Source organism: Blastococcus carthaginiensis (genome assembly GCF_030731085.1).
GTDB classification, from domain to species: Bacteria; Actinomycetota; Actinomycetes; order Mycobacteriales; family Geodermatophilaceae; genus Blastococcus; species Blastococcus carthaginiensis.
Window position 1 is genome coordinate 119,831 of record NZ_JASNFN010000011.1, and the last position, 26,836, is coordinate 146,666.

Here is a 26,836-nt window from a genome sequence, read left to right on the forward strand (position 1 = left end):
GCTGGTGGTTGTTCCCTTCGGTTGGAGGTGCGAAGACTTAGGCGCTGCGTTCGACCGGGCGCAAGGTACCGGCGCCGGACATCGCGCGCGGTCCCCGCCCCAGGGCGACGGTGCCGGACTGGGCCATCTCCTTGATGCCCAGCGGCGCGAGCACCGCGAGCAGCGCCTGGAGCTTGTCGGGTGTCCCGGTGGCCTCCAGCGTCACGGTGTCCGGGTTGACGTCGACGACGCGCGCCCGGAACAGCTCCGCGGTCTGCAGCACCTGGGTGCGCTCGGTCATCGGCGCGCGGACCTTGACCAGCAGCAGTTCGCGCTGCACGGCGGCCTCGCCGTCCAGCTCGACGATCTTGATGATCTCGATGAGCTTGTTCAGCTGCTTGGTGATCTGCTCGAGCGGCTGGCTCTCCGCGTCGACGACGATCGTCATGCGGGAGAGGTCGGGGTTCTCCGTCGGCCCCACCGCGAGCGACTCGATGTTGAACCCGCGGCGGCTGAACAGCGCCGAGACGCGGGCCAGCACACCGGACTTGTTCTCGACCAGCACCGAGAGCGTGTGCCTGCTCATCTGGTTCACACCTGCCCGTCGCCGAAGACCGGGCGCAGGTCGCGCGCGGCCAGGATGTCGTCGTTGCTCGCGCCGGCGGCCACCATCGGCCACACCTGGGCGTCGGCCCCGACCACGAAGTCGATGACCACCGGGGCGTCGTCGATCTCCATCGCCTTCTGGATGACCGCGTCGACCTCCTCCTTGGTCTCGCACCGGAGCCCCACGCAGCCCAGGGCCTCGGCCAGGGCGACGAAGTCGGGGATGCGCACCGGCTTCGGGGTGCCGTCGGCATGGCGCGCGTGCAGCTTCGTGTTCGAGTAGCGGCCCTCGTAGAACAGGGTCTGCCACTGCCGGACCATGCCGAGGTTGCCGTTGTTGATGACGGCGACCTTGACCGGGATCCCCTCGATGGCGCAGGTCGCGAGCTCCTGGTTGGTCATCTGGAAGCAGCCGTCACCGTCGATGGCCCACACGGTGGTCCCGGGGCAGCCGTACTTGGCACCCATCGCCGCGGGCACGGCGTATCCCATCGTGCCGAGCCCGCCGCTGTTGAGCCAGGTGCCGGGCTTCTCGTAGGAGATGAACTGCGCGGCCCACATCTGGTGCTGGCCGACGCCGGAGGTGTAGATCGCCCCGGGCCCCGCGATGGCCCCCAGCCGCTCGATCACGTACTGCGGGGACAGCGCGCCGTCCTCGGGCCAGTCGTAGCCGAGCGGGTAGCGCTCCCGCCAGTCCTCCAGCTGGGCCCACCAGGCCACGAGGTCGGGCGTGCGGCCGGCCTCGTGCTCGGCGCTCAGCGCCTCGACCAGCTGCGCGATGGTCTCCTTCGCGTCGCCCACGATCGGCACGTCGGCCTTGCGGTTCTTGCCGATCTCGGCCGGGTCGATGTCGGCGTGGACCACCAGCGCCTCGGGCGCGAAGCTCGACAGCTGCCCGGTCACCCGGTCGTCGAACCGGGCACCCAGGGCGACGATCAGGTCGGCCTTCTGCAGCGCGGTCACCGCCGCGACGGTGCCGTGCATGCCGGGCATGCCCAGGTGCTGGGGGCTGCCGTCGGGGAAAGCGCCGCGGGCCATGAGGGTGGTGACGACCGGGGCCCCGGTCAGCGCGGCCAGCGCGGCCAGCTCCTCGGTCGCCTGCGCCTTGAGCACACCACCACCGACGTAGAGGACCGGCCGGCGGGCGCCGGCGACCAGCGCCGCCGCCTCGCGGACCTGCTTGCCGTGCGGACGGGTGGTCGGCTTGTAGCCGGGGAGGTCGAGCCGCGGCGGCCAGGTGAAGTCGGTGGTCGCCTGCAGCACGTCCTTCGGGATGTCCACCAGCACCGGACCGGGCCGGCCGGTGGAGGCCAGGTGGAACGCCTCGGCGATCCGCTGCGGGATCTCCGCGGCGCTGGTCACCAGGAAGTTGTGCTTGGTGACCGGCATCGTGATGCCGCGGATGTCGGCCTCCTGGAAGGCGTCGGTGCCGATCGCGGCGCTGGGGACCTGCCCGGTGATCGCGACGATCGGGACCGAGTCCATGTAGGCGTCGGCCAGCGGGGTGACCAGGTTCGTGGCGCCGGGCCCGGAGGTCGCCATGCAGACGCCGACCCGGCCGGTCGCCTGGGCGTACCCGGTGGCGGCGTGGCCGGCGCCCTGCTCGTGGCGGACCAGCACGTGGCGCACGTGCGAGTCGAAGAGCGGGTCGTACGCCGGCAGGATCGCGCCGCCGGGGATGCCGAAGACCACGTCGACGCCGACCGCCTCGAGGGAGCGGACGAGGCTCTGCGCGCCGGTGATGCCGGCCACGGGCTGGGCGGCGGCCTCGGCCACGGAGCGGGCCGTGGTCTCGACACCGGTCAGCGCCGCGGCGGCCTCGCGGGTGGCGGCCTCGGAGTCGGGGGCCTCGTTCGGGGTGGTGGTCATCGCGCGGGTCTCCTGTGCCTTGCGGCGTGGTACGGGCTGGTGCGACGGACGACGTGCTCGCTGTGCGGCAGGTCACGGCCAACAAAAAACCCCTCGTGCCCCGGGCACGAAGGGTCAGCGCGTCGGTCGGTGACCGGACGCGCTAGGCGATTACGAGGACGCCGGGGGTGCGGGCGTCGGCGGGCATGCTGGTGCGAGGCACGGGGACACTGTGCGCCCGCGGCCCGCCCGCCGTCAACCGTCGCGTCCCACCAGGTGGACACCTCCGTCCATTTTCGTCGCGGGGGGCTCGGGGACGTCCAATACCGAGTCGTCGAAGCCGGCGAGCAGCGCGCGCAGCTCGGCGAAGGGCATCGGCCGCCCGAAGAGGTAACCCTGCAGGTAGCGGCAGTCCATGGCCTGCAGCTCGGCCAGCTGGGCCTCGGTCTCCACGCCCTCGGCGACGACGTCCATGCCGAGCGCGCGGCCGAGCTCCACGACGCTGGCCACCAGCGCGCGACCGCGCGGATCCGTGTCGATGCCGGCCACGAACTCGCGGTCCATCTTCAGGATCTGCACCGGCAGCCGGGCCAGGTACGCCAGCGAGGACCACCCCCGCCCGAAGTCGTCCAGCGAGAGCACGACGCCCATGCCGCGCAGCGTCTCCAGGTCGCCGAGCGCCCCCTCGTGCGCGTCCAGCAGCACCGACTCGGTGATCTCCAGGATGAGCTTGTCGGCGGGCAGCTGCGCCGCGGCGAGCACGGCCGCGACGTCCGGGGCCAGGCAGCCGGCCTGCAGGTGGCGCACCGAGACGTTGACGCCCGTCTGCACGTCCCAGCCGTCGGCCAGCAGCACCGCCGCCTGCTCGGTCGCCACCCGGAGCACCCAGCGCTGGAGCGGGACGATCAGCCCGTCCTCCTCCGCGAGCGGGATGAACTCGTCCGGCGGCACGGTGCCCAGGAGCGGGTGCTCCCAGCGCACCAGCGCCTCCAGCCCGAGCACGCGGCGGTCGTGCACGCCGACGACGGGCTGGTACAGCACCCGCAGCTGGCCCTCGGCGATCGCCGCGGGCAGGTCGCGGGCCAGCCGGGTGCGCCGGCCGACCGCCGCGTCGACCGCCTCGCCCGAGGAGCGCACGCAGCGCTTGCCCGCGGCCTTGGCCGCGCGCAGGGCCAGGTCGGCCTGCCGGACGGTGGCCGACACGTCGGCGGCGGGGTCGAGCTCGGCCAGGCCGATGCTGCCCGAGACGGCGAACCGCGGGCCGGCGCCCTGCCCGTCGGGCGACGGCGCCCGGAACGGCCGGTCCAGGGACACGACCAGCCGCTCGGCCAGTCCGGTGGCCTCCTGGAGACCGCCGGGCACCAGGAGCGCGAACTCGTCGCCGCCGAGCCGGGCGACGAGGTCCTGCTCCCGGGCACCGGTGCGCAGCTGGTCGGCCACCTGGGTGAGCAGTGCGTCGCCGGCCTCGTGCCCGGCGACGTCGTTGACGGCCTTGAAGCCGTCGAGGTCGACCAGCAGCACGCAGCTCGGCCGGCCTTCGGCGGCCCGGCCGCGTGCGTCCTCGAGCGAGGAGAGGAACCGGGCCCGGTTGGGCAGCCCGGTGAGGTAGTCGGTCCAGGCCATGCGCTCGAGCTCGCGCTGGGTGGAGCGGTGCGCGGTGACGTCGCGCAGGTGGAGCACGAGACCCGCGCGCAGCGCGCTCCCCGGCACCCCGGCGCGGGCGGCACCGGAGAGCTCGACGTCGCGCCGGTCGCCGCCGCGGGTGACCATGCGGACGGTCGGCGGCAGCGCGGCGGGATCCGCCGGCACGCTGCCGCGCAGGACGTCCTCCAGCACCACGCCGTCGTCGGCGTCGACCAGGTCGGCCAGCCGGCGGCCGGTGAGCTCCCGCTCGGACCACCCGAGCTGGCTGTGCACCGCGCCGGAGACCCAGTGCACCCGGCCGTCGTCGTCCAGGACGACGGTGACGTCCTCGGCGCTGGCGGCCAGCGCCCGGAAGTACGCCTCCGTCTGCGCCAGCCGGCGGGTCAACCGCGCGTCGTCGGCGGCCCAGAGCAGCCCGCGCACCGACATCAGCAGGACGAGCAGGACGACCAGCCCCTGCTCGAGGAGCGTGAACGCGTGCCCGGCGCTGAGCAGCGCCACCACGACGCCGGCCACGCCGTAGCTGGTGGGGTGGCCCAGGACCACAGCGAGCAGCGCGGGAACCGCGGGTTCCCCGGCACCCGTGACCGGCTGGCCGGGGTCCTCGTCGACGGCGCGCACGGCGGCGGCCAGCATGCCCGACCACGCCACCACCGTCAGCACACCGGAGGCGGCGTCGCCCACCACGTTGGCGAGCGCACCCGCGATCGCGACGACGACCAGGGCGACCATCGTGACCAGCAGCCAGACGGCCGACCGCCGGCGCACCCGCGGTACGCGCGAGACGGCCATCAGGGCCACGCCGCAGAGCAGCGCGCCCGAGACGGGGTAGCCGACGGCCAGCAGCGTGTCGACCGGACCGCGGCGGCCGGCGACGGCGTCCGAGAGCACCAGCGAGCCGACCAGCACCAGCGCCACGAGCACGACCGCGCCGTCGAGGAGCTCGCGCACACCCGGCCGGCGACCGGCGCGGGGCGGCAGGAGCGACAGGCAGCTCGCGACCGCGAGGGGGACGGCGAGGACCTGCGGCACGTGTGCCCAGATGCTCTGCGCGTGCGCACCGCCGGGGTCGACGACCGACACGAGCTGTCCGCAGACCAGCAGGGCGGCGACGAGGGCGAGGGCGCGCCAGGGCCGGCGCGACCGGCGGTCGAGCCGGTTGCCGTGCCGGACGACGACCCCCGCCGCGACCGCGGACGAGAGCGCCAGCAGCAGCGGGGTGGTCCGGTGCGCGAGGGGGCCGGACAGCAGCTGGACCGCCACGGTCAGCGCGGCCAGCAGCCCGAGGACCGCGAACGCCGTGGCCGACTCCCGCCGGCACCGGGCGTCCTCGCGTGCGGCCGGGACCTGCACCGCGACCGGCAGCCGCGGGGCAGGGCGGAGCCACGGGTGCGACGGCACGAACACGTGCCTGCCACCGGGCTGCTCGGGCCACGTGCTCACGACCACCGGATCGGCACCGGGGCGGTCCCGCTGAGCCGGTACCGCCCCGGTGTCACCCCGTCGGGGGGGGTCAGCCGCAGATGGCGCCCTGCGCCGCCGACCCGACCAGCTTGGCGTACTTGCCGAGCACGCCGGTGGTGTACCGCGGCGGGAGCGGCGCCCAGCCCTCGGCCCGGCGGGCCAGCTCGTCGGCGTCGACCAGCAGGTCGAGGGTGCGGGTGGTCAGGTCCAGCCGGATCCGGTCGCCGTCGCGCACGAAGGCGATCGGGCCGCCGTCGGTGGCCTCGGGGGCGACGTGGCCGATGCACAGGCCCGTGGTGCCGCCGGAGAACCGGCCGTCGGTGAGCAGCAGGACGTCCTTGCCGAGGCCGGCGCCCTTGATGGCGCCGGTGACCGCGAGCATCTCGCGCATCCCCGGGCCGCCCCGCGGGCCCTCGTAGCGGATGACGACGACGTCACCGGGCTGCAGCGTGCCGTCGGTGACGGCGTCCATGGCCCCCTGCTCGCCGTCGAAGACCCGGGCGGTGCCCTCGAAGACGTCGGCGTCGAAGCCGGCCGACTTCACCACGGCGCCCTCGGGTGCCAGCGAACCGCGCAGGATGCTCAGCCCCCCGGTGCGGTGGATCGGGTCGTTCATGGCGTGCACGATCGTGCCGTCGAGGTCCGGCGGGGCGATCTCGGCCAGGTTCTCGGCCATCGTCTTCCCGGTCACGGTGAGCGCGTCCCCGTGCAGGAGCCCGGCGTCGAGCAGCGCGCGCAGGACGACCGGCACGCCACCGACCCGGTCGACGTCGGTCATGACGTACTTGCCGAAGGGCTTCACGTCCGCGAGGTGCGGCGTCCGGTCGCCGATGCGGTTGAAGTCGTCGAGGGTCAGCTCGACCTGGGCCTCGTGCGCCATGGCGAGCAGGTGCAGCACCGCGTTGGTCGAGCCGCCCAGCGCCATGACGACGGTGATGGCGTTCTCGAAGGCCTCGCGGGTCATGATCTGCCGCGCGGTGATCCCCTTGCGCAGCAGGTTGACCACCGCCTCGCCGGAGGCGACCGCGTACGCGTCGCGCCGGCTGTCGGGGGCGGGCGGCGCGGCGCTGCCGGGGAGGGCCATGCCGATCGCCTCGGCGACGCTGGCCATCGTGTTGGCGGTGTACATGCCGCCGCAGGAGCCCATGCCCGGGCAGGCGGCCTTCTCGATCGCGTCGAGCTCGTCCTGGGTGATCAGCCCGCGGGCGCACGCGCCGACGCCTTCGAAGACGTCGATGATCGTCAGGTCCCGGTCGCCGAGCTTGCCCGGCAGCGTGGAACCCGAGTACAGGAAGACGCTGGCCAGGTCCAGCCGCGCGGCGGCCATGAGCATGCCGGGCAGCGACTTGTCGCAGCCCGCGAGCAGGACCGAGCCGTCCAGCCGCTCGGCGAACATGACGGTCTCGACCGAGTCGGCGATCACCTCGCGGGAGACCAGCGAGGCGCGCATGCCCTCGTGACCCATGGAGATGCCGTCGGACACCGAGATCGTGCCGAACTCCAGCGGGAACCCGCCGGCGGCGTGCACGCCCTCCTTGGCCCGCTTGGCCAGCCGGTCCAGCGACAGATTGCACGGGGTGATCTCGTTCCACGACGAGGCGACGCCGATCTGCGGCTTGGCGAAATCGTCGTCGCCCATGCCCACCGCCCGGAGCATCGCGCGCGCCGGGGCCTTCGCCAGCCCGTCGGTCACCTCGTGGCTGCGGGGCTTGAGCGGGCTGTGGGTCGCGCCCGCGGGCTCGTTTCCGGGGATGAGGTCCTCGCCGATCGTCACGAGCGGGGATGGTAGGCCCGTCCCCCGACGGGCTGCGGGGCGCGGGTGGGAGGATCGCCCTCCGTGACGCCTCCCGCCCGCTTCCGGATGAACCGGAGCGCGCTGCTGCCCGTGATCATCCTGGCCCTCTGCGTCCTCCCCACCGCCCTGGTCAGCCCGTGGACCCTCCTGCTCCTGGTGATCCCGGCCGTGGTGGCCGCGTGGGTGCTGCGGACCGGGGTCGACGTCGGCGACGACGGGATCACCGCCCGCTCGCTGCTGGGTTCCCGCACCGTGGCCTGGTCGGAGCTCTCCCGCCTCCGGCTGGGCGGGCGCGGCGACGTGTGGCTGGGAACGACGGGCGGGACCGAGGTGCGGCTGCCGGTGCTCCGGGTGCGCGACCTGCCCCGCCTGGCCGCCGCCTCGGGCGGGCGCCTCGCCGACCCCTCCGCCCGCCCGGCGGATCAGTAGTCGCCGACGACGTTCGCCAGCGGCTGCCCCGCGAGGATGCGGCCGATCTGCTCGGTGACCGCCGCCGTCGCCCGCTCCCACGTCTCGGGCACCTCACCGCCGATGTGCGGGGTGAGCAGCAGGTTCGGCGCGCACCACAGCGGATGCCCCTCCGGGAGCGGCTCGGGATCGGTGACGTCGACCGCCGCGCGCAGCCGGCCCGAGGTGAGCTCGGCCAGCAGCGCCCCGGTGTCGACGACCGGACCGCGGGCGGCGTTGACCAGCAGCGCGCCGTCGGGCAGGGCGGTCAGGAAGCGCGCGTCGACCATCCCGGTGGTCTCGGGCGTCAGGGGCACGAGCAGCACGACGACGTCGGCCTCGGGCAGCAGCTGGGGCAGCTCCGACATGGTGCGCACCCCCTCCCGCGGGCGGCGCGCGACGTAGGTGAGCCGCACGTCGAACCCGGCGAGCATGCGGCCCACCGTGGTCGCGATGTCACCGGCGCCGATCACCAGCACCCGGGCGCCGACCAGCGACCGGTGCGTGGTGAACGACCACCGGCGGGCCTCGTGCTCGCGGACGAAGAAGGGCAGCCCGCGCTGGGCGGCGAGCGTCGCCGCCATGACCCACTCCGCGGTGGCCGGGGTGTGCGCGCCGCGGGCATTGCACAGCACGACGCCCTCGGGCATCCGCCCCGCGAACCCCTCGGCGCCGGCACTGGTCAGCTGCACCAGCCGCAGGCGTGGCAGCGCCTCGAGCAGACCCTCCGGCGCGGTCCGTGTCGAGGGCACCCAGACCTGGGCCTGCGCGGCCTCCCCGTGGGGTAGTTCGTCCTCCGGCTTCCAGCTGCGCGCCCGCACCCGCGGGGACAGCTCCTCCACCGCCTCGGCCAGCCGCCGGGACGGGACCAGCACGTGCAGCGTCTCGTCCGCCGCCAGCTCCAGGGTCGTCACCGCTTCACGCTAGCCAGCAGCGCGCCCGCGTGCGCACCCCGGCCGCGCGTCCGCCGCACGTACTCTGGGCCGGGTGAGGCGGACGAGGGCGCGGAGCGCACCGCGCGCGGCCGCCGCGCTGCTCGCCGGCCTGCTGCTGGCCGGCTGCGGCGGTGGCGGCTACGAGCCCGCCGGCCCCTTCCGCCCGCTGCCGGAGGGCCCTCCGCCGCAGGTCGGCCCGCCCACGGCGACCCTGCCGCCGCCCGCGGACCCCGCGCAGCCCGGCTCGGGCGAGGAGCAGGGCGACCCCAACGTGGTCGCCAGCGGGCTGAGCGTGCCCACCGGCCTGGTGCTGCTGCCCGACGGCTCGGCCGTCGTCGGCGAGCGGGACACCGGGCGGCTGCTGCAGGTCTTCCCCGACCGGTCGCCGGCGGTGGAGCTCATGACCGTGCCGGGGCTGGACACCAGCGGCGACGGCGGGCTCCTGGGGCTGGCGCTCTCCCCCACCTTCCTCGAGGACGGGCTGCTGTTCGCCTACATCACCACGGCGACCGACAACCGGGTGGTGCGCTTCCCGATCGGTGGGACGCCGAACCCGGTGCTCACCGGCATCCCGCGCGGCGAGACCGGCAACGGCGGCGCGCTGATGACCGGCGCCGACGGGCACCTCTACATCGGCACCGGCGACACCGGGGACCCGGCGCTCGCGGCGGACCCGGAGTCGCTGGCCGGCAAGGTGCTGCGCATCGACGTCTTCGGGCGCGCGGTGCAGAGCCTCAGCCCGGTGTACAGCTGGGGGTACCGCGACGTGACGGCGCTCTGCCAGGACGGCGAGCGGCTGTACGCGACCGACGAGGCGCGCGAGGGCCCCGACGAGGTGGACGTCGTCCAGGAGGACGGCCCGGGCGTCGCCCTGCTGACGGTCCCGGCCGAGGAGGGCGGGCTGGGCGGCTGCGCGGTGGCGAACGGCACGGTGTTCCTCGGCGCCCTGGACGGGCAGCGGGTGCACGTCATCACCCTCGACCAGAACGGCGTCCCGGTCGACGGCGCCGTCGACGAGGTGCTCGGCGGCCGGTACGGCCGGCTGCGCACCGTCGTCCTCGATGCCGAGGGTGCGCTCTGGGTGACCACGTCCAACCACGACGGCATCGGCTCACCCGCTGAGGACGACGACAAGGTGCTGCGGATCCGCCCGCCCGGCGGCCAGCCGAACTCGCCGCTGTAGCACTCAGCGCGTGAACCGGTGGACGACGTGCTGCCGGGAGGTGTCCGGGGTCAGCTCACCCTCCGCGAACCAGGTGGTGACCGCCCGCCGCCAGCGCCCGCCAGGGGGCCTCGTCGGCCGCCACCACCGGGACCAGGGTCTCGGCCGGCCAACGCGCCAGCAGCGGCCGGTCGGCGCGCCGCAGCGGCCGCAGCTCGACCTCGGGCAGCTCCACGCCGCCCAGGCTAGGAGCCGATCAGCCGCTCCTCGAGCATCCGCTTCACGGTCGCGGCGTCGGCCTTGCCGCGGGTGGTCTTCATGACCGCGCCGACCAGCGCGCCGATCGCCTGCACCTTGCCGCCGCGCACCTTCTCCGCGACATCGGGGTTGCCCTCGATGGCGGCGTCGACCGCGGCGACGAGCTCGTCGGACTCCCCCATGATGGCCAGGCCGCGGGACTCGACGACCGCCGCCGGATCGCCCTCGCCGGCGAGCACGCCGTCCAGGGCCTGCCGGGCGAGCTGGTCGTTCACCGTGCCCGCCTGCACCAGGCCCGCCAGCTCGGCGACCTGCCGCGGCGTGACCGGCAGCTCCGCGAGGTCCACGCCGGCGTCGTTGGCCCGGCGGGCCAGCTCGCCCAGCCACCACTTGCGGGCGTCGGCCGGCGAGGCGCCGGCGGCGACGGTCTCGCTCACCAGGCCGAGGGCGCCGGCGTTGACCAGCCACGCCATCTCGGTGGCCGAGAGCCCCCACTCCTCCTGCAGCCGCGCCCGGCGGGCCGCGGGCAGCTCGGGCAGCGCGGCCCGGAGCTTCTCGATCCACTCCTCGTCCGGCGCGAGCGGCACGAGGTCGGGCTCGGGGAAGTACCGGTAGTCGGTCGCCTCCTCCTTGCTGCGGCCCTCCGACGTGCTGCCGGTGTCCTCGTGGAAGTGCCGGGTCTCCTGCACCACGCGCTGACCGGCGTCCAGGACGGCGGCCTGGCGGCGCATCTCGAAGCGCACCGAGCGCTCCACCGAGCGCAGCGAGTTCACGTTCTTGGTCTCGGTGCGGGTGCCCCACTCCAGGCTGCCGATCGGCGCCAGCGAGGTGTTCACGTCCGAGCGCAGGTTGCCCTGCTCCATCCGGACCTCGGACACGCCGAGCGCCAGCAGGATCTCCCGCAGCTCGGTGACGTAGGCCTTCGCGACCTCGGGCGCCTTGGCCCCGGTCCCCGGGATCGGGCGGGTCACGATCTCGACCAGCGGGATGCCGGCGCGGTTGTAGTCGACCAGCGAGTGGTCGGCGCCGTGGATGCGCCCGGTGGCACCACCGACGTGCAGGTTCTTGCCGGTGTCCTCCTCGATGTGCACCCGCTCGATCTCGACGCGGTAGGTCTCGCCGTCGACCTCGACGTCCAGGTGCCCGGCCGTGCACAGCGGCTCGTCGTACTGGCTGGTCTGGAAGCCCTTGGGGATGTCCGGGTAGAAGTAGTTCTTCCGGGCGAACCGCGACCACGACGCGATCCGGCAGCCCAGCGCCAGGCCGATGCGGATGGTCGACTCGATGGCGTCGGCGTTGACCACCGGCAGCGAGCCGGGCAGCCCCAGGCAGACCGGGCAGGTCTGGGTGTTGGGCTCGGCGCCGAAGGTGGTCGAGCAACCGCAGAACATCTTCGACGCGGTGCCCAGCTCGACGTGGGTCTCCAGGCCGATGACCGGCTCGTAGCGGGTCAGGACCTCGTCGTAGTCCACGAGGGTGTCGGTCATGAGGGGGCGTTCTCCTTCGAGCCGATCCCGGCCAGCAGCGCGTGCCCGCGGGCGGCGTCCTGCGCGGCCTCCAGCGCGGCCGCGACCCGGTAGCAGCGGTCGTCGGCCAGGGCCGGCGCCATGATCTGGAAGCCGACGGGCAGACCCTCGGAGAGCCCGCACGGCACCGAGATGGCCGGGATGCCCGCAAGGCTGGCCGGCAGCGTGCACAGGTCGGCGGCGTACATGGCGATCGGGTCGTCCACGCGGGCGCCGATCGACCAGGCCACCGTCGGGCTGGTCGGGCTGACCAGCACGTCGACGTCGTCCCAGGCGGTGGTGAAGTCGCGCGTGATCAGGGTGCGGACCTTCTGCGCCTGCCCGTAGTAGGCCTCGTAGTAGCCGCTGGACAGCGCGTAGGTGCCGAGGATGATGCGGCGCTTCACCTCGGGGCCGAAGCCCTGCTCGCGCGTCAGCGCCATGACCTCGTCGAGGTCGCGGCTGCCGTCGTCGCCGACCCGCAGGCCGTACCGGACGCCGTCGAAGCGGGCCAGGTTGGACGACGCCTCGCTCGGCGCGATGAGGTAGTAGGCCGGCAGCGCCAGGTCGAACGCCGGGCAGGAGACCTGCCGGACCTCGGCGCCCATGCCTTCCAGCAGCGCGACCGCCTCGGCGACGCGCGCCAGCACCCCGGGCTCGTACCCGTCGGTGTGGCCCTCCCCGCCCAGCTCGGTGACGACGCCGACCCGCAGGCCGGCCAGGTCGCCCCCGGCGCCGCGGCGGGCGGCCTCGGCCAGCACGGGCACCGGCGCGTCGATGCTCGTCGAGTCCAACGGGTCGTGCCCGGCGATCGCCTCGTGCAGCAGCGCGGCGTCCAGCACCGTGCGCGTCATGGGGCCGGCCTGGTCGAGGCTGGAGGAGAACGCGATGAGCCCGTAGCGGGAGACCGAACCGTAGGTCGGCTTGTGGCCGACCAGGCCGGTGACGGCGGCGGGCTGGCGGATCGACCCGCCGGTGTCCGTGCCGATCGCCCACGGGGCGAGCCCGGCGGCGACCGCGGCCGAGGAGCCACCCGACGAGCCGCCCGGGATGCGGTCGGTGTCCCACGGGTTGCGGGTGACCCGGTAGGCGGAGTTCTCGGTGGAGGAGCCCATCGCGAACTCGTCCATGTTGGTCTTGCCGAGCAGCACCGTGCCGGCGGCCTTCAGGCGGGCGGCGAGGGTGGCGTCGTACGGCGGCCGCCAGCCCTCAAGGATCTTGGAGCCGCTGGTCGTGGGCACGCCCTCGGTGACGACGACGTCCTTCAGCGCGAGCGGGACGCCGGCCAGCGGGCCGAGCTCCTCGCCCTGCGCGCGGGCGGCGTCGATCGCCTCCGCAGACTCCATCGCGGCCCCGGCGTCGACGTGCAGGTAGGCGCCGATCGTCTCGTCGGCCGCGGCGATGCGGTCGAGGTAGGCCCGGGTCACCTCGACCGAGCTGAGCTCACCGGCCCGCAGCGCCTCGCCGAGCGCGGCGGCGCTGGTGGTGGTGATGTCCGTGGCGGTCACGTCGCTCACGCCTCCTCCCCGAGGATCCGCGGCACCCGGAAGCGGTCGTCCTCCGCCGCCGGCGCGCCGTCGAGGACGACGTCGCGGGGCAGGCTGGGCCGGACGGCGTCGGGACGCATGACGTTGGTCATCGGCACCGCGTGCGTGGTGGGCGGCACGTCGGCGACATCGGCCTTGCCGACCTGCGCGACGGCGTCCAGCACGGCGGCGAGCTGGCCGGCGAAGAGGTCCAGCTCCTCGTCGCTCACCGCGAGCCGGGACAGGTGCGCCAGGTGGGCCACCTCGTCGCGGGTCAGTTGGCCCTTCGGGGAGGGGGTGCTCATGCTGCGGTGGAACTCCACTTCGGCAGTGCCCGGCGGCCCGCTCTCGGCCCGGGACGTGACCGGGTCACTGTACGTGGAGGCCTCCCGGCCCTGGTCAGCGTGAGAGGCTCACCCCGACCGCGATCGACGGAGATCGGCCCGAACCGGCGAGCACGCCCCTCGGAGGAACCGTGTCCTATCTCCTGCGCCTGGTCCTGCCCGACCGGCCGGGCATCCTCGGCGCCGTCGCCACGGCGCTCGGCACCGCGGGCATCGACATCGTCTCGCTGGACGTGCTCGAGCGCGGCAACGGCATCGCGGTGGACGACGTCGTCGTGGACCTGCCCGGCGACCGGTTGCCCGACAGCCTGATCACCGTCGCCCAGGCCGTGCCCGGGGTGCAGGTGGAGTCGCTGCGCCCTTTCGCCGGCCCGCTGGACACCCACCGGGAGCTGGACCTGCTGGACGCGCTGGCCCGCGGTGACCGCCCGCCGACCGTGCTGCTGACCAGGTCGCTGCCGCGGGTCTTCCACAGCGGGTGGGCGGTGGTCCTCGACGACGCGGGGCAGCCGGCCCCGCTGGACGAGGGTGCGGTGCTCGCCGCGTCGGAGGCCGCGCCCTCCTTCCCCGGCCTGACCCTGCCGTGGCTCCCGCTGACGGGGCCGCGGCTGCTGCCCAGCGACGGGCCGTGGCTGCCCGAGCGGTGGCAGGAGATGGCCATCGAGATGATGGCGGTGCCCTACGGGGCCGGCCGCGCGATCGTGCTGGGTCGTTCCGGCGGGCCGGCCTTCCGCCGGTCGGAGCTGCTCCGGCTGGCGCACGTCACCGGCATCGCGACGACGGTGGCCCACCTCCCGCCCGCCTGACGCCGTCGTTCCCCGGAGCGCCGGCTCCCACCGCTGCGACGCCTGCGGCCTCCTCGTCCGGAGCGCCGACTCCCACCGCAGCGACGCCCTGGGCTCCTCTCCGGAGGTCGCGCCGTCCCCCGCGTCCCGTGTGCACCGACGTCACCCGGGCCGCCCGGGTCTCCGTGCCCGGCCCGCGTGCCGTGCCCACTGCGGCCAGGCCGACCACCCGGCCTTCTGGCCTGCGCGAACGCGTCCACAGCTCTTGCGTTCGATCATCGTTCGAACATATGATCGAGCGCATGGCGCAGGTGGCGGCACGGGAAGCGGCGGAGTCCGCATCCGACCCCGCCGCGTCGGGCACGTCGTCGAACTCCGCAGCCGCTGCACCGCCGGCGGGGTGGGCCACCGGCCCGCTCGGGATCGTGCAGGCAGCCGACCGCGAGATCGCCCGTCAGACCGCCGTCCGCGCACGTGCGGTGGCCGAGTTCGCCGCCGCCCGTCCCGCGTCGGCCGACCGGCCGGCCGGGCAGCCGGGGGCGATGAGCGAGGCTCGTCGCGCCGCCCGGCCGGAGGTGCTGGCCGACGTCAGCGAGTGGGCGGTGCAGGAGCTCGTCGTGGCGCTGTCCCTCTCCGCCCAGGCCGCCGAGCAGCTGCTCACCCGGTCCCTCACGCTGGTGCACCGGCTCCCGGCGACGTTGGCCGCACTGGAGCGCGGGGAGCTCCACCCGGGGCACCTCTGGCCGATGCTCGAGCGGGTGGCGCCCATCGCCGACGCGGCGAAGCGGGCCGCCGTGGAGCGCGACCTGCTCGCATGGACGTCCGGCCGGGTGACCACCCCGGCGCAGCTCGGCGCCAAGGCGCGCCGGCTCGGCCTGGCCCGCGATGCGCGCGACGTGGCCGCCCGGCTCGCGGCGTCGCTGCGCGAGCGAGGGGTCTCCGTCCGGTCCGATCGGCGCGAGGGCATGGCTGCCTTCGGCGCACTCCTCACGGTGCCCGAGGCGCAGGCGCTGCTCGATGCGCTCGGCCGGTACGTCGACGCGCTCGACGAGCCGGACGACTCCCGCACCCGCGGTCAGAAGATGGCCGACTGCCTGCTCGACCTGGTGCTGCAGCCGGAGGAGAACGACCTCCCCGCCGTGCAGGCGCAGCTGACCGTGGTGGCCGGTGTGCGGGCCCTGCTCGGTGGCGACCAGCCCGGCGAGATCGGCGGCGAGCCCGTGCCGGCCGAGGTCGTCCGCACCCTCGCCCGCGCCTTGGGCCTGCTGCCCGGGGCGGCGCCGGATCCCGGCGAGGCCAGCACCACGAGCGCGCCCACTGCCGCTGACTCGCCGACGGAGAACAGCCCGGTCGATGCCTGGCCGGAGGACGCCCGCGGCGCCGACGCACGGCCCGATGACGACTGCCCCACCGATTGCTGGCCGCTCCGCACCTGGCCTGCGGAGTGGCGGGAGGCCGACGAGCGGTGGTGGGCGGAGGTCGAGGCCCGCGCCCACCGGGGTGAGTGGGGCGGCGCGGACTACACCCCGGAGGACGAGCTGCTCCGGCGGTGGGCCGAGGAGGCCAGCATCGCGGCCTGGCTCGACGCCGCAGGGGCGTTCGCCGACCCGGTGCCGGACCCGGGACCGGAAGAGGTCGCCGATCCGGGCCCCGAACCGCAACGGAACCGCGAGACCGGCCCCGATGCCGAATCAACGGCGGGCGACGGCAACAGCAGCGGCGCCTCTCGATGGGCCACCGCACATGCGTCGCTGCAGGCTGCCGCGGACGCCCTGCTCGGGCTGGATCGGGCGATCGGTCACGCCCGTCGGGCGGTGGCCGACGCCCAGCGCGCCGACCGCGCGGACGAGAGCACCTGGCTGCGCAGCGCCGCCGGCCGGGTCACCGGTGCCCCGAGCGACCTGGAGGCGTGCGCCGCGGCCGAGGAGACCTGCCGGGCAGCCCTGGCCGCGCTGCTCGACGCCGGCGGCGGCGGGACGCTCGTCGACCGGCCACGGATCGCGGTGGTCGACGAGCTCACCGGCGCGCTGCTCGCACTCACCGACAGCCGTGAGCTCCGCCGCCTGGCCCACTGCGACGACGCCACCTGCCGCCGCGCGCCGGCCCGGTGCACGCACGACCTCACCGGCCGTCCGGGGCTGGGCCCACCCGGCCCGACCGACGGGTACCGTCCCGGCGCCGCGCTGGACCGTTACCTCCGTGCCCGCGACCGTCGCTGCCGCTTCCCCGGCTGCCGCCGGCGCGTGCCGCTCGGCGGGGAGCTCGACCACGACCGCCCCTGGCCCGAGGGGCCGACCAGCACGGAGAACCTCACCGGCTTCTGCACCGGCCACCACCGGGGCAAGCACCAGGCGCCGGGCTGGCAGTACGAGCTGGCGTCCGACGGGCGGCTGACCGTCACCACCCCGACCGGCCTGACCGCGACGACCACTCCCCCGTCCTTCTGACCCGATGACCGATGGCGCGGCCGACGGCAGGGCGCCACGATGCGGGCGCGGTCGCCGAGGGCTACTGCTCGCTGCCGTCGCCGATGGTCGCGACCTCGCGGGCGGCATCCGGGCCCTGGTGGAGCAGCACGCGGAAGCCGTCGTCGTCGAGGATCGGCGCCTTCACCTGGACGGCCTTGTCGTACTTGCTGCCGGGGTCGGCGCCCACCACCACGAAGCCGGTCTTCCTCGACACCGACCCGGTCACCTTGCCGCCGCGTTCCTGGATCGCCGCGACCGCCTGGTCGCGGCTGAGGTCGCGCAGCGAACCGGTGACGACGACGGTGACGCCGGTGAGGGGACCGGGCGGCGCGTCCTCGGCCGCGTCGGCCATCCGCACGCCGGCCTGCCGCCACTTCTCCACGACGTCGCAGTGCCAGTCGACGGCGAACCAGTCGCGCACGGACCGCGCGATCGTCGGACCGACCCCGTCGGCGGCGGCCAGCTCCTCCTCCGTCGCGGCCATGATCCGGTCCATCGAGCGGAAGTCACGGGCCAGCGCCTGCGCGGCGGTGGGGCCCACGTGCCGGATGGACAGCGCCACGAGCACCCGCCACAGCGGTACGTCGCGGCGGGCCTGCAGGTTGGTGAGCAGCTTGGCGCCGTTGGCCGACAGCGTGCCGTTCTTGCGCGTGAAGAACGCCGAGCGTTGCAGCTGCTCCTCGTCCAGGAAGAATAGATCGCCCTCGTCGGTGAGCAGCCGGCTCTGCAGCAGCGCGACCGCCGCCTCGTAACCGAGGTTCTCGATGTCGAACGCCCCGCGCCCGGCCACGTGGAAGACCCGCTCCCGCAACTGCGCCGGGCAGGACCGCGCATTGGGGCAGCGGATGTCGGCGTCGCCCTCCTTCTCCGGCCGGAGCTCGGTGCCGCACTCGGGGCAGTGGGTCGGCATGACGAACTCGCGCTCGTCACCCGTCCGGGCCGCGACCACCGGGCCGAGCACCTCGGGGATCACGTCGCCCGCCTTCCGGATGACGACGGTGTCGCCGATCAGCACGCCCTTCCGCTTCACCTCGCTCGCGTTGTGCAGCGTGGCCAGCTGCACGGTGGAGCCGGCCACCTTCACCGGCTCCATGAACGCGAACGGCGTCACCCGCCCGGTGCGCCCCACGTTGACCCGGATGTCGACGAGCTTCGTCGTCGCCTCCTCCGGCGGGTACTTGAACGCGATCGCCCAGCGCGGCGCCCGGGACGTCGAGCCCAGCCGCCGCTGCAGCGCCACCTGGTCGACCTTGACGACCACGCCGTCGATCTCGTGCTCCACGGAGTGGCGCTGCTCGCGGTAGCGCTCGATGTAGGCCCACACGCCCTCGAGGTCGGCCACGACCTCGAAGCGGTCGCTCACCGGCAGGCCGAGCGCCCGCAGCCCCTCGTACGCGGCCGACTGGCGCTCCGGCTCGAACCCGGTGCGGGCGCCCAGGCCGTGGACCACCAGCCGCAACGGCCGGGACGCGGTGACCTTCGGGTCCTTCTGGCGCAGCGAGCCGGCCGCGGCGTTGCGCGGGTTGGCGAACGGCGGCCGCCCCTGCTCCACCATGGCCGCGTTGACGTCGGCGAACGCCGCCACCGGGAAGTAGATCTCGCCGCGGACCTCGAGCAGCTCGGGCACGTCCTCGCCGGTGAGCTGCTGGGGGACGTCGCGCATCGTGCGGACGTTCGCGGTGACGTCCTCCCCCGTCACGCCGTCGCCCCGGGTGGCGGCGCGGACCAGGCGGCCCTTCTCGTAGACCAGGTCCACGGCCACACCGTCGACCTTCAGCTCGCAGAGGTAGCTGCCCCCTGCCGCCCCCTCCCGCTCGACCCGCGCCGCCCAGGCCGACAGCTCGTCGCTGCTAAAGGCGTTGTCGAGGCTCTGCATCCGCTCCAGGTGCTGCACCGGCGCGAAGGTGGCGGTGAAGCCGCCGTTGACCTTCTGGCTGGGCGAATCGGGCGTGACCAGCGCCGGGTGCGCGGCCTCGATCGCCTTCAGCTCCCCCATGAGCTCGTCGTACTGGCCGTCGCTGATCAGCGGCTCGTCGCGCACGTAGTAGGCGAACGCGTTCCGGTCCAGCTCCTCGGAGAGGTCGCGGTGCCGGGTGCGCACGTCGTCGGGGACCTCGGTGAGGTCCTCGCGGTCGGCCACCGGGGTGACGGACGGTTCGACGAGGTCGGCGTCGGTGCTCACGGTCGAACGGTATCCGGCGGGTACGACGGTCAACCGGGGCTCACCCGCTCGGTGGCCCGGACCGTCAGCCGGGGAGCAGGTACTTCGCGGCCTCGCGCACCTGGCGCATCGCGGCGCGGGCGTAGGACGGCGAGGCCCCGGCCAGGCCGCAGGCGGGGGTGAGGGTCACCGCGTCCGGCAGCCGGTCGGCGGCGAAGCCGAGCTCGCGCCACCACGCCTGCACGCGCGTCGCCGTCGCCTTCGGCGCCGGCAGCGCGGCGTCGATACCCGGGACGACGCCGGGCAGCAGCTGAACGCCCGCGTCCACCGCCTCCCCCACCGCGTCGAGGTCCTGCACCAGGCCCAGGTCGAACGAGAGCCCGGCCGCACCGGCGGCGCGGAACAGCCCCAGCGGCATCCGCGGCGCGCAGCAGTGCACGACCACGGGGCCGGGCAGCGCCCGCACGACGGCGGCCAGCTCCTGCTCGACGACGTCCTCGGCGACCGCCGGCAGCTTCCCGAACCCGCTGGCGGTCGGCAGCGCGCCCTGGAGGATGGCGGGCACCGACGGCTCGTCGAGCTGCACCACGATCCGCGCACCGGGCACCCGGGCCTGCACGGCCGCCACGTGCGCGGCGAGCCCCTCGGCCAGCGACTGGCCCAGGTCGCGGCGGGCGCCCGGGTCCACGACCGCGCGGTCGCCGCGGGTGCGCTCGAGCCCCGCGGCGAGGGTCCACGGCCCGGCAACCTGCACCTTGAACGGTCCGGTCCAGTCCCCGGCGATGTCGTGCAGGGCGTCGAGGTCGCGGGCGAGGAACTCCTCGGCCCGCTGCTGGTCGATCCCGGGCCGCGGGACGAGCCGCCAGCCCGCGGGGGTCAGGTCGACGGCGAGGTCGACGAGCAGAGCGGCGGTGCGCCCGAGCATGTCGGCGCCGGCACCCCGACCGGGCAGCTCGGGGAGGTGCGCGAAGCCCGGCAGCTCGCCGACCACGGTGCGCACCGCTTCGGCCGGGTCGCTGCCCGGCAGGGAGCCCACCCCGCAGGCCGGACCCCAGGGCGCCCCGGCCGGCTCCGGCCCGTCGACGGGGGCGCTCACGCCGACGGCCCCGGGCCGGTCGTCGCGGCGCGGTCACCGGTGGACCGGATCGCGGCCTGGCCGAGGACCCGGTCACCGCGCTCGGGATCCGGCTCGTACAGCACCGCGGACTGCCCGGCGGCCACCCCGCGCTGCTGCTCGTCGAGCAGGATCTGCAGCCCGTCGGCGTCGTTCCCGGTCACCTCGCACAGCACGGGGACGCCGTGCGCGCGCAGCTGCACCTCCGCCCGGAACGGCAGCTCCGGCGGCGCCCCGGTCCACGTGGGGGCGGCGGTGACGATGCGGCCCACCCCGGCGAGGTCGGCGGTACCGATGGTCACCGTGCGGGTCACCGGCTCGATGCCCAGCACGTAGCGCGGCCGCGAGTCGCCGGCGGTGACCCCGAGCCCGCGCCGCTGGCCGACGGTGAACCCGTAGGCGCCCGCGTGCTCCCCCACCGTCGCGCCGGTGGCGGCGTCGACCACCGGGCCCGGCTGCTCGCCCAGCCGGCGGGCCAGGAAGCCGCGGGTGTCGCCGTCGGGGATGAAGCAGATGTCGTGCGAGTCGGCCTTGGTGGCCACGGCGAAACCGCGTTCGGCGGCGATCTCCCGCACCCGGTCCTTGGTCATCCCGCCGAGCGGGAACACCGCCGCCGCCAGCTGCTCGGCGGTGAGCACCCCGAGCACGTAGGACTGGTCCTTGGCGGCGTCGACCGACCGCCGCAGCTCGCCGTCGGCCAGCCGGGCGTGGTGCCCGGTGACGACGGCGTCGAAGCCCAGCGCCCGCGCCCGGTCGAGCACCGCGGAGAACTTGATCTTCTCGTTGCAGCGCAGGCAGGGGTTGGGGGTGCGCCCGGCGGCGTACTCGGCGACGAAGTCGTCGACGACGTCCTCGGTGAACCGCTCGGCCAGGTCCCACACGTAGAAGGGGATGCCGAGCTCGTCCGCCACCCGGCGGGCGTCGTGCGCGTCCTCGACGCTGCAGCACCCGCGGGCGCCGCTGCGCAACGTCTGCCGGTCCGGGGAGAGCGCCAGGTGCACGCCGGTGACGTCGTGCCCGGCGTCGACGGCGAGGGCCGCGGCCACGGCGGAGTCCACACCGCCGCTCATCGCGGCGAGGACCCTCACCGGCGCCCCGTCCCGGCCCGCCGGGCCCGCTCGACCACCGGTGCGACGACGTCGAGGAGCGCGTCGACGTCGGCGTCGGTGCTGGTGTGCCCGAGGCTGAACCGCAGCGAGCTGCGGGCCCGGTCGGGGTCGGCGCCGACGGCCAGCAGCACGTGGCTGGGCCGGGCCACCCCGGCGCTGCACGCCGAGCCGGTCGAGCACTCGATGCCGCGCGCGTCCAGCAGCATGAGCAGCGCATCGCCCTCGGCGCCGGGGAACGACAGGTGGGCGTTGCCGGGCAGCCGGCCGGGCCCGGAGCGCACGACGTCGTCGAGCGCCGGGCCGTTGAGCTGCGCGTCGGGCACCTGCTCGGCGACGCCGGCCACCAGCCGGTCGCGCAGCCGCGCCAGCTCGGCGGCCCGCTCGACGCGGCCGCGCACCGCCGCGTCCGCCGCCACCGCCAGCCCGACGATGGCGGCGACGTCGAGCGTGCCGGAGCGGACGTCGCGCTCCTGGCCGCCGCCGTGCAGCAGGGGGGTGCACTCGGCGTCGCGGCGCAGCAGGAGCGCACCGGCGCCCATCGGGCCGCCCAGCTTGTGCCCGGTCATGGTGAGGGCGTCGACCCCGCTGGCGCCGAAGTCGACCAGCACCTGCCCGACCGCCTGCACCGCGTCGGTGTGGAACGGCACGCCGACGTCGTGCGCGGTGGCCGCGAGGGCGGCGACGTCGCTCACCGCACCGATCTCGTTGTTGGCCCACATCACGCTGGCGACGGCGACGTCGCTGCCGTCACCGAGCGCCTCGGCGAGCGCGCGCGGGGTCACCCGGCCCGAGGGCTCCACGGCCAGCCAGGTCACCTCGGCGCCCTCGTGCTTGGCCAGCCACTCGACGCTGTCCAGGACGGCGTGGTGCTCGGCCGGGCTGACGACGATCCGGCGACGGCGGGAGTCCGCCTCGCGCCGGGCCCAGAACAACCCCTTGACCGCGAGGTTGTCGCTCTCGGTGCCGCCGCCGGTGAACAGCACCTCCGACGGCCGGGCGCCCAGCGCCTCGGCCAGCCGCTCGCGGGCCTGCTCCGCGGCGCGGCGTGCCGCCCGGCCGCTGGCGTGCAGCGACGAGGCGTTGCCCACGCGACCGAGCTGGCCGGTCATCGCGGCCAGCACCTCGGGCAGCATCGGCGTGGTCGCCGCGTGGTCGAGGTAGACCGGTTCCGAGTAGGTCATGACGCGCTCAATGTAGTCGCGGGCACGGCCGGGCCGGCCGTCGCCGCCGGAGGACCACCCGCCCGCGGGGCGAGCACCGCACCCGCGACCGCCACGGCCGAGAGCAGCACCACACCGGCCACCACCGCCGCCGGGAGCGAGAGCGTGCCGGCCGCGGCCGCGGCGACGAGCACCCCGACCACGCCGATGCAGGCGGCGGCGCCGGTGACGTCGGCGATCTGGAAGGCCGCGGAGTCCGCGCCGCGGGTCGCGTCCGACGAGCGCTCCAACAGCAGCACGCTGAGGCTCGGCATCCCCAGGCCCATGCCGAGCCCGGCGACCGCCCAGCTGGCGTAGGCCGGCCACCCGCCGACCCCGGGGACGGCGATGGCGGCGGTGGCCAGCAGCCCGGCGGTGAGCACGCCGAACGCGAGCCGCAGCAGCCGCACCCGCGACCAGTGCGGGTTGCGGCCCTGCAGCTGCGAGGCGGTGGCCCAGCCCAGGGCGCCGGCGGTGAGGGGGATCCCCGCCGCGGTGGCCGAGTAGCCGTGCAGCTCGGTGAGCGCCAGCGGCAGCAGGGCGTCCATGCCGAAGAAGGCGCCGGCCAGCAGCCCGCGGCCGGCGACCACCGCGGGCAGCCCCGGGCGGGCGACGGCGGTCCCGGGCGGCAGGAGCGGCCGCAGGCCGACGACCAGGGCCAGCAACCCGGCGGCGGCGATCCCGGCCGCCAGGAGGTCCAGGCGCTGGCCCGCGTACTGCAGGGCGCTGATGCCCACTCCGGCCAGCAGCGCCCACCAGCGGCGGGCGGAGGCGGGCGCCGCGGCTCCGGCGGGCCGGGGCAGCACGCGGACGGCGGGCAGCACCAGGCCGAGGCCCAGGAGGATCAGCGGCAGCAGGCCGAGGAAGACCAGCCGCCAGGTGAGGTGGGTGGTGAGCAGCCCGGCGACGACCGGGCCGATCAGCGCCGGGAGCACCCACGCGGCGGCGAACGCGCCGAACAGCCGCGGCCGCAGCCCCGGCGCGAACGCCTGCCCGGCCACCACGTAGAGGGAGACGGCGATGACGCCGCCGCCGACCCCCTGCAGCGCCCGGGCCGCGACGAACACCGCCATGTGCCCCGAGACGCCGGCGGCGAGCAGCCCCGCCGCGAACACCGCCACACCGGTCAGCAGCGCCACCCGGGACCCGCGGCGGTCACCGAGGTCGCCGCCGAGCACCATCCCGACCACGGAGGCGACGAGGAACGCGCTGAACGGCCACGCGTACCAGGCCAGCCCGTCCAGCTCGGCGACCGCGGTCGGCATCGCCGTCGCCACCGCCATCGCCTCGAAGGCGACGAAGGTGACCAGCATCAGCAGCCCGGCGGTGGTGAGCCGGTGCGCCCGGTCGAACAGCGCCGGGGGCGCTCCGGTGTCCACGCCGTGCCCAACCACCCGTGCCCCCGGCTGCTTCCCGTCACCGGACATGCGTCGAGGGCCGGCCCCCTCACGGGAACCGGCCCTCGACGGGTGCTGCTACTTGCGGGCGTTGATCTGCTCGGTGGCGGCCGGCACGACCGTGTTCAGGTCACCGATGACGCCGAAGTCGGCCAGCTCGAAGATCGGCGCCTCGGGATCCTTGTTGATGGCGACGATCGTCTTGCTGGTCTGCATGCCGGCGCGGTGCTGGATGGCACCGGAGATGCCGACGGCCACGTACAGCTGCGGCGAGACGGTCTTGCCGGTCTGCCCCACCTGGAAGCTGTGCGGGTAGAAGCCGGAGTCGACCGCGGCGCGCGAGGCACCGACGGCCGCACCGAGCGAGTCGGCCAGGCCCTCGATGACCGAGAAGTTCTCGGCGCTGGCCACACCGCGGCCACCGGAGACGACGATCGAGGCCTCGGTGAGCTCGGGGCGGTTGCTCTTCTGCTCGACGACGCGCTCGACGACGCGGACCTGCTTGGCCGAGTCGCTCACCGACACCGACACGGGCTGCTCGGCACCGGCGGACGGGGCGGCCTCGGGGGTGACCGAGTTGCCGCGCAGCGTGTAGATCGGGGTGCCGACCGTCACCTGCGAGTGCACGATCGTCGCCCCGGCGAACGCCGCCTGGGTGGCGGTGCCGTCGGAGGCGATCTCGGTGACGTCGGTGAGGAAGCCGCTGCCGGTCTTGATGGCCAGGCGGGCGGCGATCTCCTTGCCCTCCGGCGAGGACGGGATGACGACGGCGGCCGGCGACTTCTCGCTCACCAGCTGCGCCAGCACCTCGGCCTTGGGGGCCACCAGGTAGTCGTCGATGTCGGCGGACTCTGCGACGTACACCGTGGCCGCGCCGTACTCCGCGAGGACGTCCTTCACGCCGGCGGCCGTGCCCGGCGCACCGAGGACGACGGCCGACGGCTCACCGAGCGCGCGCGCCGCGGTCAGGGCTTCCAGGGTGGTCTTGCGGACGCCGCCACCGGCCGGGTTGAGCTCGGCAAGGACCAGGACCTCTGCCATGGGGTGTTCTCCTCTTCCTTCGATCCGGGCGGGGTCAGACGATCTTCTGGCCGACGAGGTAGTCGACGAACTTCTGCGCGCCGTCGCCCTCGTCGGTCACCTTGACGCCCTCGCCCTTCGGCGGGCGGCCGGCGAAGTCGAGCACCTTGCTGGTGGCGCTGGCCAGGCCGACGCTGCCGGCGTCGACGCCCAGGTCGGCCAGGGTCTTGGTCTCCACCGGCTTCTTCTTCGCGGCCATGATCCCCTTGAACGAGGGGTAGCGCGGCTCGTTGATCGTGTCCCAGGTCGAGATGATCGCCGGGAGCGGGGCCTCGAGGGCCCAGAAGCCGCCGTCGGTCTGCCGCTCCACCTTCGCGGTGCCGCCCTCGATGGTGACCTTGCGGGCCCCGGAGAGCTGCGGGAGGCCGAGGCGCTCGGCGAGCAGGGCGGGCATGACCGACAGCTGCGCGTCGGTGGCCTCCGCGCCGCACATGACCAGGTCGTACTCCATCTGGCCCAGCGCCGCGGCGATGACCGCGGAGGTCTGCACCGCGCACGAGCCGTGGATCGCGTCGTCGACGACGTGCACGGCCTTGTCGGCGCCCATGGACAGCGCCTTGCGGATGGCGTCGGTGGCGGACTCGGGGCCGACGGTCAGCACGGTGACCTCGCCGCCCTGCGCCTCCTTGATGGTGAGCGCCTCCTCGATGGCGTACTCGTCCATCTCGTTGATGACGTTGTCGGCGGCCGCCCGGTCGACGGTGTTGTCGGCCGGGTCCAGCTTCCGCTCACTACCCGAGTCCGGGACCTGCTTGACAAGAACGACGATGTTCATCGCGCTGAACCTTCCTCAGGACGCGTTCAGGATGCGGGCACGGGGCCCGCCTGGCTCTGATGATGGAGGCTACTGCGGGGTAACGCCGCCGCGGCACGAGGGGCGGGTGAGGCACATCACGCCGGAGTGACCGGTGGGGTCGCCCACTCCCCCGTCGCGGCGAACCGCTCCAGCGCCTCCTCGTGCGGCGGCAGGTCCAGCCCCTGGGCCGCCACCCAGTCGTCGGAGTAGTACGTGCGCGCGTACCGCTCCCCGCCGTCGCACAGCAGCGTCACGACGCTCCCGCGGCGGCCCGCGGCGACCATCTCGGCGACCAGGCAGAAGGCCCCCCACAGGTTGGTGCCCGTGGACCCGCCCGCCCGGCGCCCGGTCACCCGCTCCAGGTGCCGCATGGCCGCCAGCGAGGCGGCGTCCGGCACGCCGATCATCCGGTCGACGATCGTCGGGACGAACGAGGGCTCGACCCGTGGCCGGCCGATGCCCTCGATCCGCGACGGGGTCCCGGTGGTCCACGCGGGGTCGCCGGCCGCGTAACCGGGCAGGAAGGCGGAGTTCTCCGGGTCGACGACGGCCAGCCGGGTGGGGTGGCGGCGGTAGCGGATGTACCGGCCGATGGTGGCGCTCGTGCCTCCCGTGCCGGCGCCCACGACGACCCATTCGGGGACCGGGTGCCGCTCGGCGGCGAGCTGCTCGAAGATCGACTCGGCGATGTTGTTGTTGCCGCGCCAGTCGGTGGCCCGCTCCGCGTAGGTGAACTGGTCGAGGTAGTGGCCCCCGCAGTCGGCGGCCAGCCGGCGGGCCTCCTCGTAGATGTCGGGCGCCCGGTCGACGAAGTGGCACCGGCCGCCGTGGAACTCGATGAGCGCGATCTTCTCCGGGCTGGTGGAGCGCGGCATCACCGCGACGAAGGGCAGGCCGAGCATGCGGGCGAAGTAGGCCTCGCTGACCGCCGTCGACCCGCTGGAGGCCTCGACGACCGTGCTGCCCTCGGTGATCTGCCCGGAGCAGAGCCCGTACAGGAACAGCGACCGGGCCAGCCGGTGCTTGAGGCTGCCGGTGGGGTGGGTCGACTCGTCCTTCAGGTAGAGGTCGACGCCCCACTCGGGCGGCAGCGGGTAGACCAGCAGGTGCGTGTCAGCGCTCCGCCGCGCGTCGGCCTCGACGACGGCGACCGCCCGGTCGACCCAGGCCCGGCCGCCGGGGTCGGACCGGTCGACGACGTCGTCCACGCCGGT

21 protein-coding genes are annotated in these 26,836 nt (G+C 75.0%); 4 read left to right on the top strand and 17 right to left on the bottom strand.

Annotated elements, in window-relative coordinates; translation table 11 throughout:
• Positions 1–37 precede the first annotated feature (37 nt).
• The 4 genes from ilvN to ilvD all read right to left on the bottom strand — a co-directional run bounded on the left by ilvN (position 38) and on the right by ilvD (position 7,315).
• Positions 38–565: an acetolactate synthase small subunit gene (gene ilvN / locus QOZ88_RS11190; protein ID WP_305999846.1), complete on the bottom strand. Its 528-nt coding sequence runs from the start codon at positions 563–565 to the stop codon at positions 38–40.
• A gap of 5 nt (positions 566–570) precedes the next feature.
• Complete coding sequence (locus QOZ88_RS11195; protein WP_305999847.1) at positions 571–2,454, bottom strand: acetolactate synthase large subunit; 1,884 nt, start codon at positions 2,452–2,454, stop codon at positions 571–573.
• A gap of 234 nt (positions 2,455–2,688) precedes the next feature.
• The gene (locus tag QOZ88_RS11200; RefSeq protein WP_305999848.1) at positions 2,689–5,520 is read right to left on the bottom strand and encodes a putative bifunctional diguanylate cyclase/phosphodiesterase; all 2,832 of its coding nucleotides are present in this window, start codon (positions 5,518–5,520) and stop codon (positions 2,689–2,691) included.
• 70 nt (positions 5,521–5,590) lie between these two features.
• Positions 5,591–7,315: a dihydroxy-acid dehydratase gene (ilvD, locus tag QOZ88_RS11205; RefSeq protein WP_305999849.1), complete on the bottom strand. Its 1,725-nt coding sequence runs from the start codon at positions 7,313–7,315 to the stop codon at positions 5,591–5,593.
• Positions 7,316–7,378: 63 nt separating this feature from the next.
• Between ilvD and QOZ88_RS11210 the strand changes: the two genes are divergently transcribed.
• Positions 7,379–7,765, top strand: coding sequence for a PH domain-containing protein (locus QOZ88_RS11210; protein WP_305999850.1), 387 nt, complete (start codon positions 7,379–7,381; stop codon positions 7,763–7,765).
• Here QOZ88_RS11210 and QOZ88_RS11215 read toward each other — a convergent pair.
• Entirely contained in the window at positions 7,759–8,697 is a 939-nt protein-coding gene (locus QOZ88_RS11215) for a 2-hydroxyacid dehydrogenase (RefSeq protein WP_305999851.1), read from the bottom strand. The two genes, QOZ88_RS11210 and QOZ88_RS11215, sit on opposite strands and share 7 nt — an antisense overlap.
• Before the next feature lie 73 nt (positions 8,698–8,770).
• On the opposite strand from QOZ88_RS11215, the gene QOZ88_RS11220 reads away from it, so the two are divergent.
• Positions 8,771–9,901: a PQQ-dependent sugar dehydrogenase gene (locus tag QOZ88_RS11220; RefSeq protein ID WP_305999852.1), complete on the top strand. Its 1,131-nt coding sequence runs from the start codon at positions 8,771–8,773 to the stop codon at positions 9,899–9,901.
• A 55-nt stretch (positions 9,902–9,956) separates the two neighbouring features.
• On the opposite strand, the gene QOZ88_RS11225 is transcribed toward QOZ88_RS11220, so the two are convergent.
• The 4 genes from QOZ88_RS11225 to gatC are packed head-to-tail and all read right to left on the bottom strand — an operon-like array spanning position 9,957 to position 13,474.
• The gene (locus QOZ88_RS11225) at positions 9,957–10,115 is read right to left on the bottom strand and encodes a hypothetical protein (protein WP_305999853.1); all 159 of its coding nucleotides are present in this window, start codon (positions 10,113–10,115) and stop codon (positions 9,957–9,959) included.
• A gap of 10 nt (positions 10,116–10,125) precedes the next feature.
• The gene (gatB, locus tag QOZ88_RS11230) at positions 10,126–11,625 is read right to left on the bottom strand and encodes an Asp-tRNA(Asn)/Glu-tRNA(Gln) amidotransferase subunit GatB (protein ID WP_305999854.1); all 1,500 of its coding nucleotides are present in this window, start codon (positions 11,623–11,625) and stop codon (positions 10,126–10,128) included.
• Complete coding sequence (gene gatA / locus QOZ88_RS11235) at positions 11,622–13,160, bottom strand: Asp-tRNA(Asn)/Glu-tRNA(Gln) amidotransferase subunit GatA (protein WP_305999855.1); 1,539 nt, start codon at positions 13,158–13,160, stop codon at positions 11,622–11,624. The genes gatB and gatA overlap by 4 nt, the downstream gene beginning before the upstream one ends.
• Positions 13,157–13,474: an Asp-tRNA(Asn)/Glu-tRNA(Gln) amidotransferase subunit GatC gene (gene gatC, locus QOZ88_RS11240; RefSeq protein ID WP_091933348.1), complete on the bottom strand. Its 318-nt coding sequence runs from the start codon at positions 13,472–13,474 to the stop codon at positions 13,157–13,159. The genes gatA and gatC overlap by 4 nt, the downstream gene beginning before the upstream one ends.
• Before the next feature lie 170 nt (positions 13,475–13,644).
• On the opposite strand from gatC, the gene QOZ88_RS11245 reads away from it, so the two are divergent.
• Entirely contained in the window at positions 13,645–14,319 is a 675-nt protein-coding gene (locus QOZ88_RS11245; protein WP_305999856.1) for an ACT domain-containing protein, read from the top strand.
• A gap of 281 nt (positions 14,320–14,600) precedes the next feature.
• Entirely contained in the window at positions 14,601–16,745 is a 2,145-nt protein-coding gene (locus QOZ88_RS11250; RefSeq protein WP_305999857.1) for a DUF222 domain-containing protein, read from the top strand.
• A gap of 61 nt (positions 16,746–16,806) precedes the next feature.
• Here QOZ88_RS11250 and ligA read toward each other — a convergent pair whose 3' ends face one another.
• The 8 genes from ligA to QOZ88_RS11290 form a co-directional block, all read right to left on the bottom strand.
• Positions 16,807–18,948, bottom strand: a complete 2,142-nt coding sequence (gene ligA / locus QOZ88_RS11255) for an NAD-dependent DNA ligase LigA (protein ID WP_305999858.1) — start codon at positions 18,946–18,948, stop codon at positions 16,807–16,809.
• 64 nt (positions 18,949–19,012) lie between these two features.
• Positions 19,013–20,023, bottom strand: a complete 1,011-nt coding sequence (locus QOZ88_RS11260; protein ID WP_305999859.1) for a methionine synthase — start codon at positions 20,021–20,023, stop codon at positions 19,013–19,015.
• Positions 20,020–21,129, bottom strand: coding sequence for a tRNA 2-thiouridine(34) synthase MnmA (mnmA, locus tag QOZ88_RS11265; RefSeq protein ID WP_305999860.1), 1,110 nt, complete (start codon positions 21,127–21,129; stop codon positions 20,020–20,022). The genes QOZ88_RS11260 and mnmA overlap by 4 nt, the downstream gene beginning before the upstream one ends.
• Positions 21,126–22,331, bottom strand: a complete 1,206-nt coding sequence (locus QOZ88_RS11270) for a cysteine desulfurase family protein (RefSeq protein WP_305999861.1) — start codon at positions 22,329–22,331, stop codon at positions 21,126–21,128. Before QOZ88_RS11270 ends, mnmA begins: the two co-directional genes overlap by 4 nt.
• On the bottom strand, positions 22,328–23,728 hold the full coding sequence (locus QOZ88_RS11275) for an MFS transporter (RefSeq protein ID WP_305999862.1): 1,401 nt from the start codon (positions 23,726–23,728) through the stop codon (positions 22,328–22,330). Before QOZ88_RS11275 ends, QOZ88_RS11270 begins: the two co-directional genes overlap by 4 nt.
• Positions 23,729–23,824: 96 nt before the next feature.
• Positions 23,825–24,787, bottom strand: a complete 963-nt coding sequence (locus QOZ88_RS11280; protein WP_305999863.1) for an electron transfer flavoprotein subunit alpha/FixB family protein — start codon at positions 24,785–24,787, stop codon at positions 23,825–23,827.
• A gap of 34 nt (positions 24,788–24,821) precedes the next feature.
• On the bottom strand, positions 24,822–25,601 hold the full coding sequence (locus tag QOZ88_RS11285) for an electron transfer flavoprotein subunit beta/FixA family protein (protein WP_305999864.1): 780 nt from the start codon (positions 25,599–25,601) through the stop codon (positions 24,822–24,824).
• A 116-nt stretch (positions 25,602–25,717) separates the two neighbouring features.
• Complete coding sequence (locus QOZ88_RS11290) at positions 25,718–26,830, bottom strand: L-cysteine desulfhydrase Cds1 (protein WP_305999865.1); 1,113 nt, start codon at positions 26,828–26,830, stop codon at positions 25,718–25,720.
• Positions 26,831–26,836 lie beyond the last annotated feature (6 nt).

Coding starts and splice junctions, on each gene's coding strand:
- ilvN (WP_305999846.1), bottom strand. CDS start 565: ATGAGCAGGCACACGCTCTCGGTGCTGGTCGAGAACAAGTCCGGTGTG.
- QOZ88_RS11195 (WP_305999847.1), bottom strand. CDS start 2,454: ATGACCACCACCCCGAACGAGGCCCCCGACTCCGAGGCCGCCACCCGC.
- gatB (WP_305999854.1), bottom strand. CDS start 11,625: ATGACCGACACCCTCGTGGACTACGACGAGGTCCTGACCCGCTACGAG.
- gatC (WP_091933348.1), bottom strand. CDS start 13,474: ATGAGCACCCCCTCCCCGAAGGGCCAACTGACCCGCGACGAGGTGGCC.
- QOZ88_RS11250 (WP_305999857.1), top strand. CDS start 14,601: ATGGCGCAGGTGGCGGCACGGGAAGCGGCGGAGTCCGCATCCGACCCC.
- QOZ88_RS11270 (WP_305999861.1), bottom strand. CDS start 22,331: ATGACCTACTCGGAACCGGTCTACCTCGACCACGCGGCGACCACGCCG.
- QOZ88_RS11280 (WP_305999863.1), bottom strand. CDS start 24,787: ATGGCAGAGGTCCTGGTCCTTGCCGAGCTCAACCCGGCCGGTGGCGGC.
- QOZ88_RS11285 (WP_305999864.1), bottom strand. CDS start 25,601: ATGAACATCGTCGTTCTTGTCAAGCAGGTCCCGGACTCGGGTAGTGAG.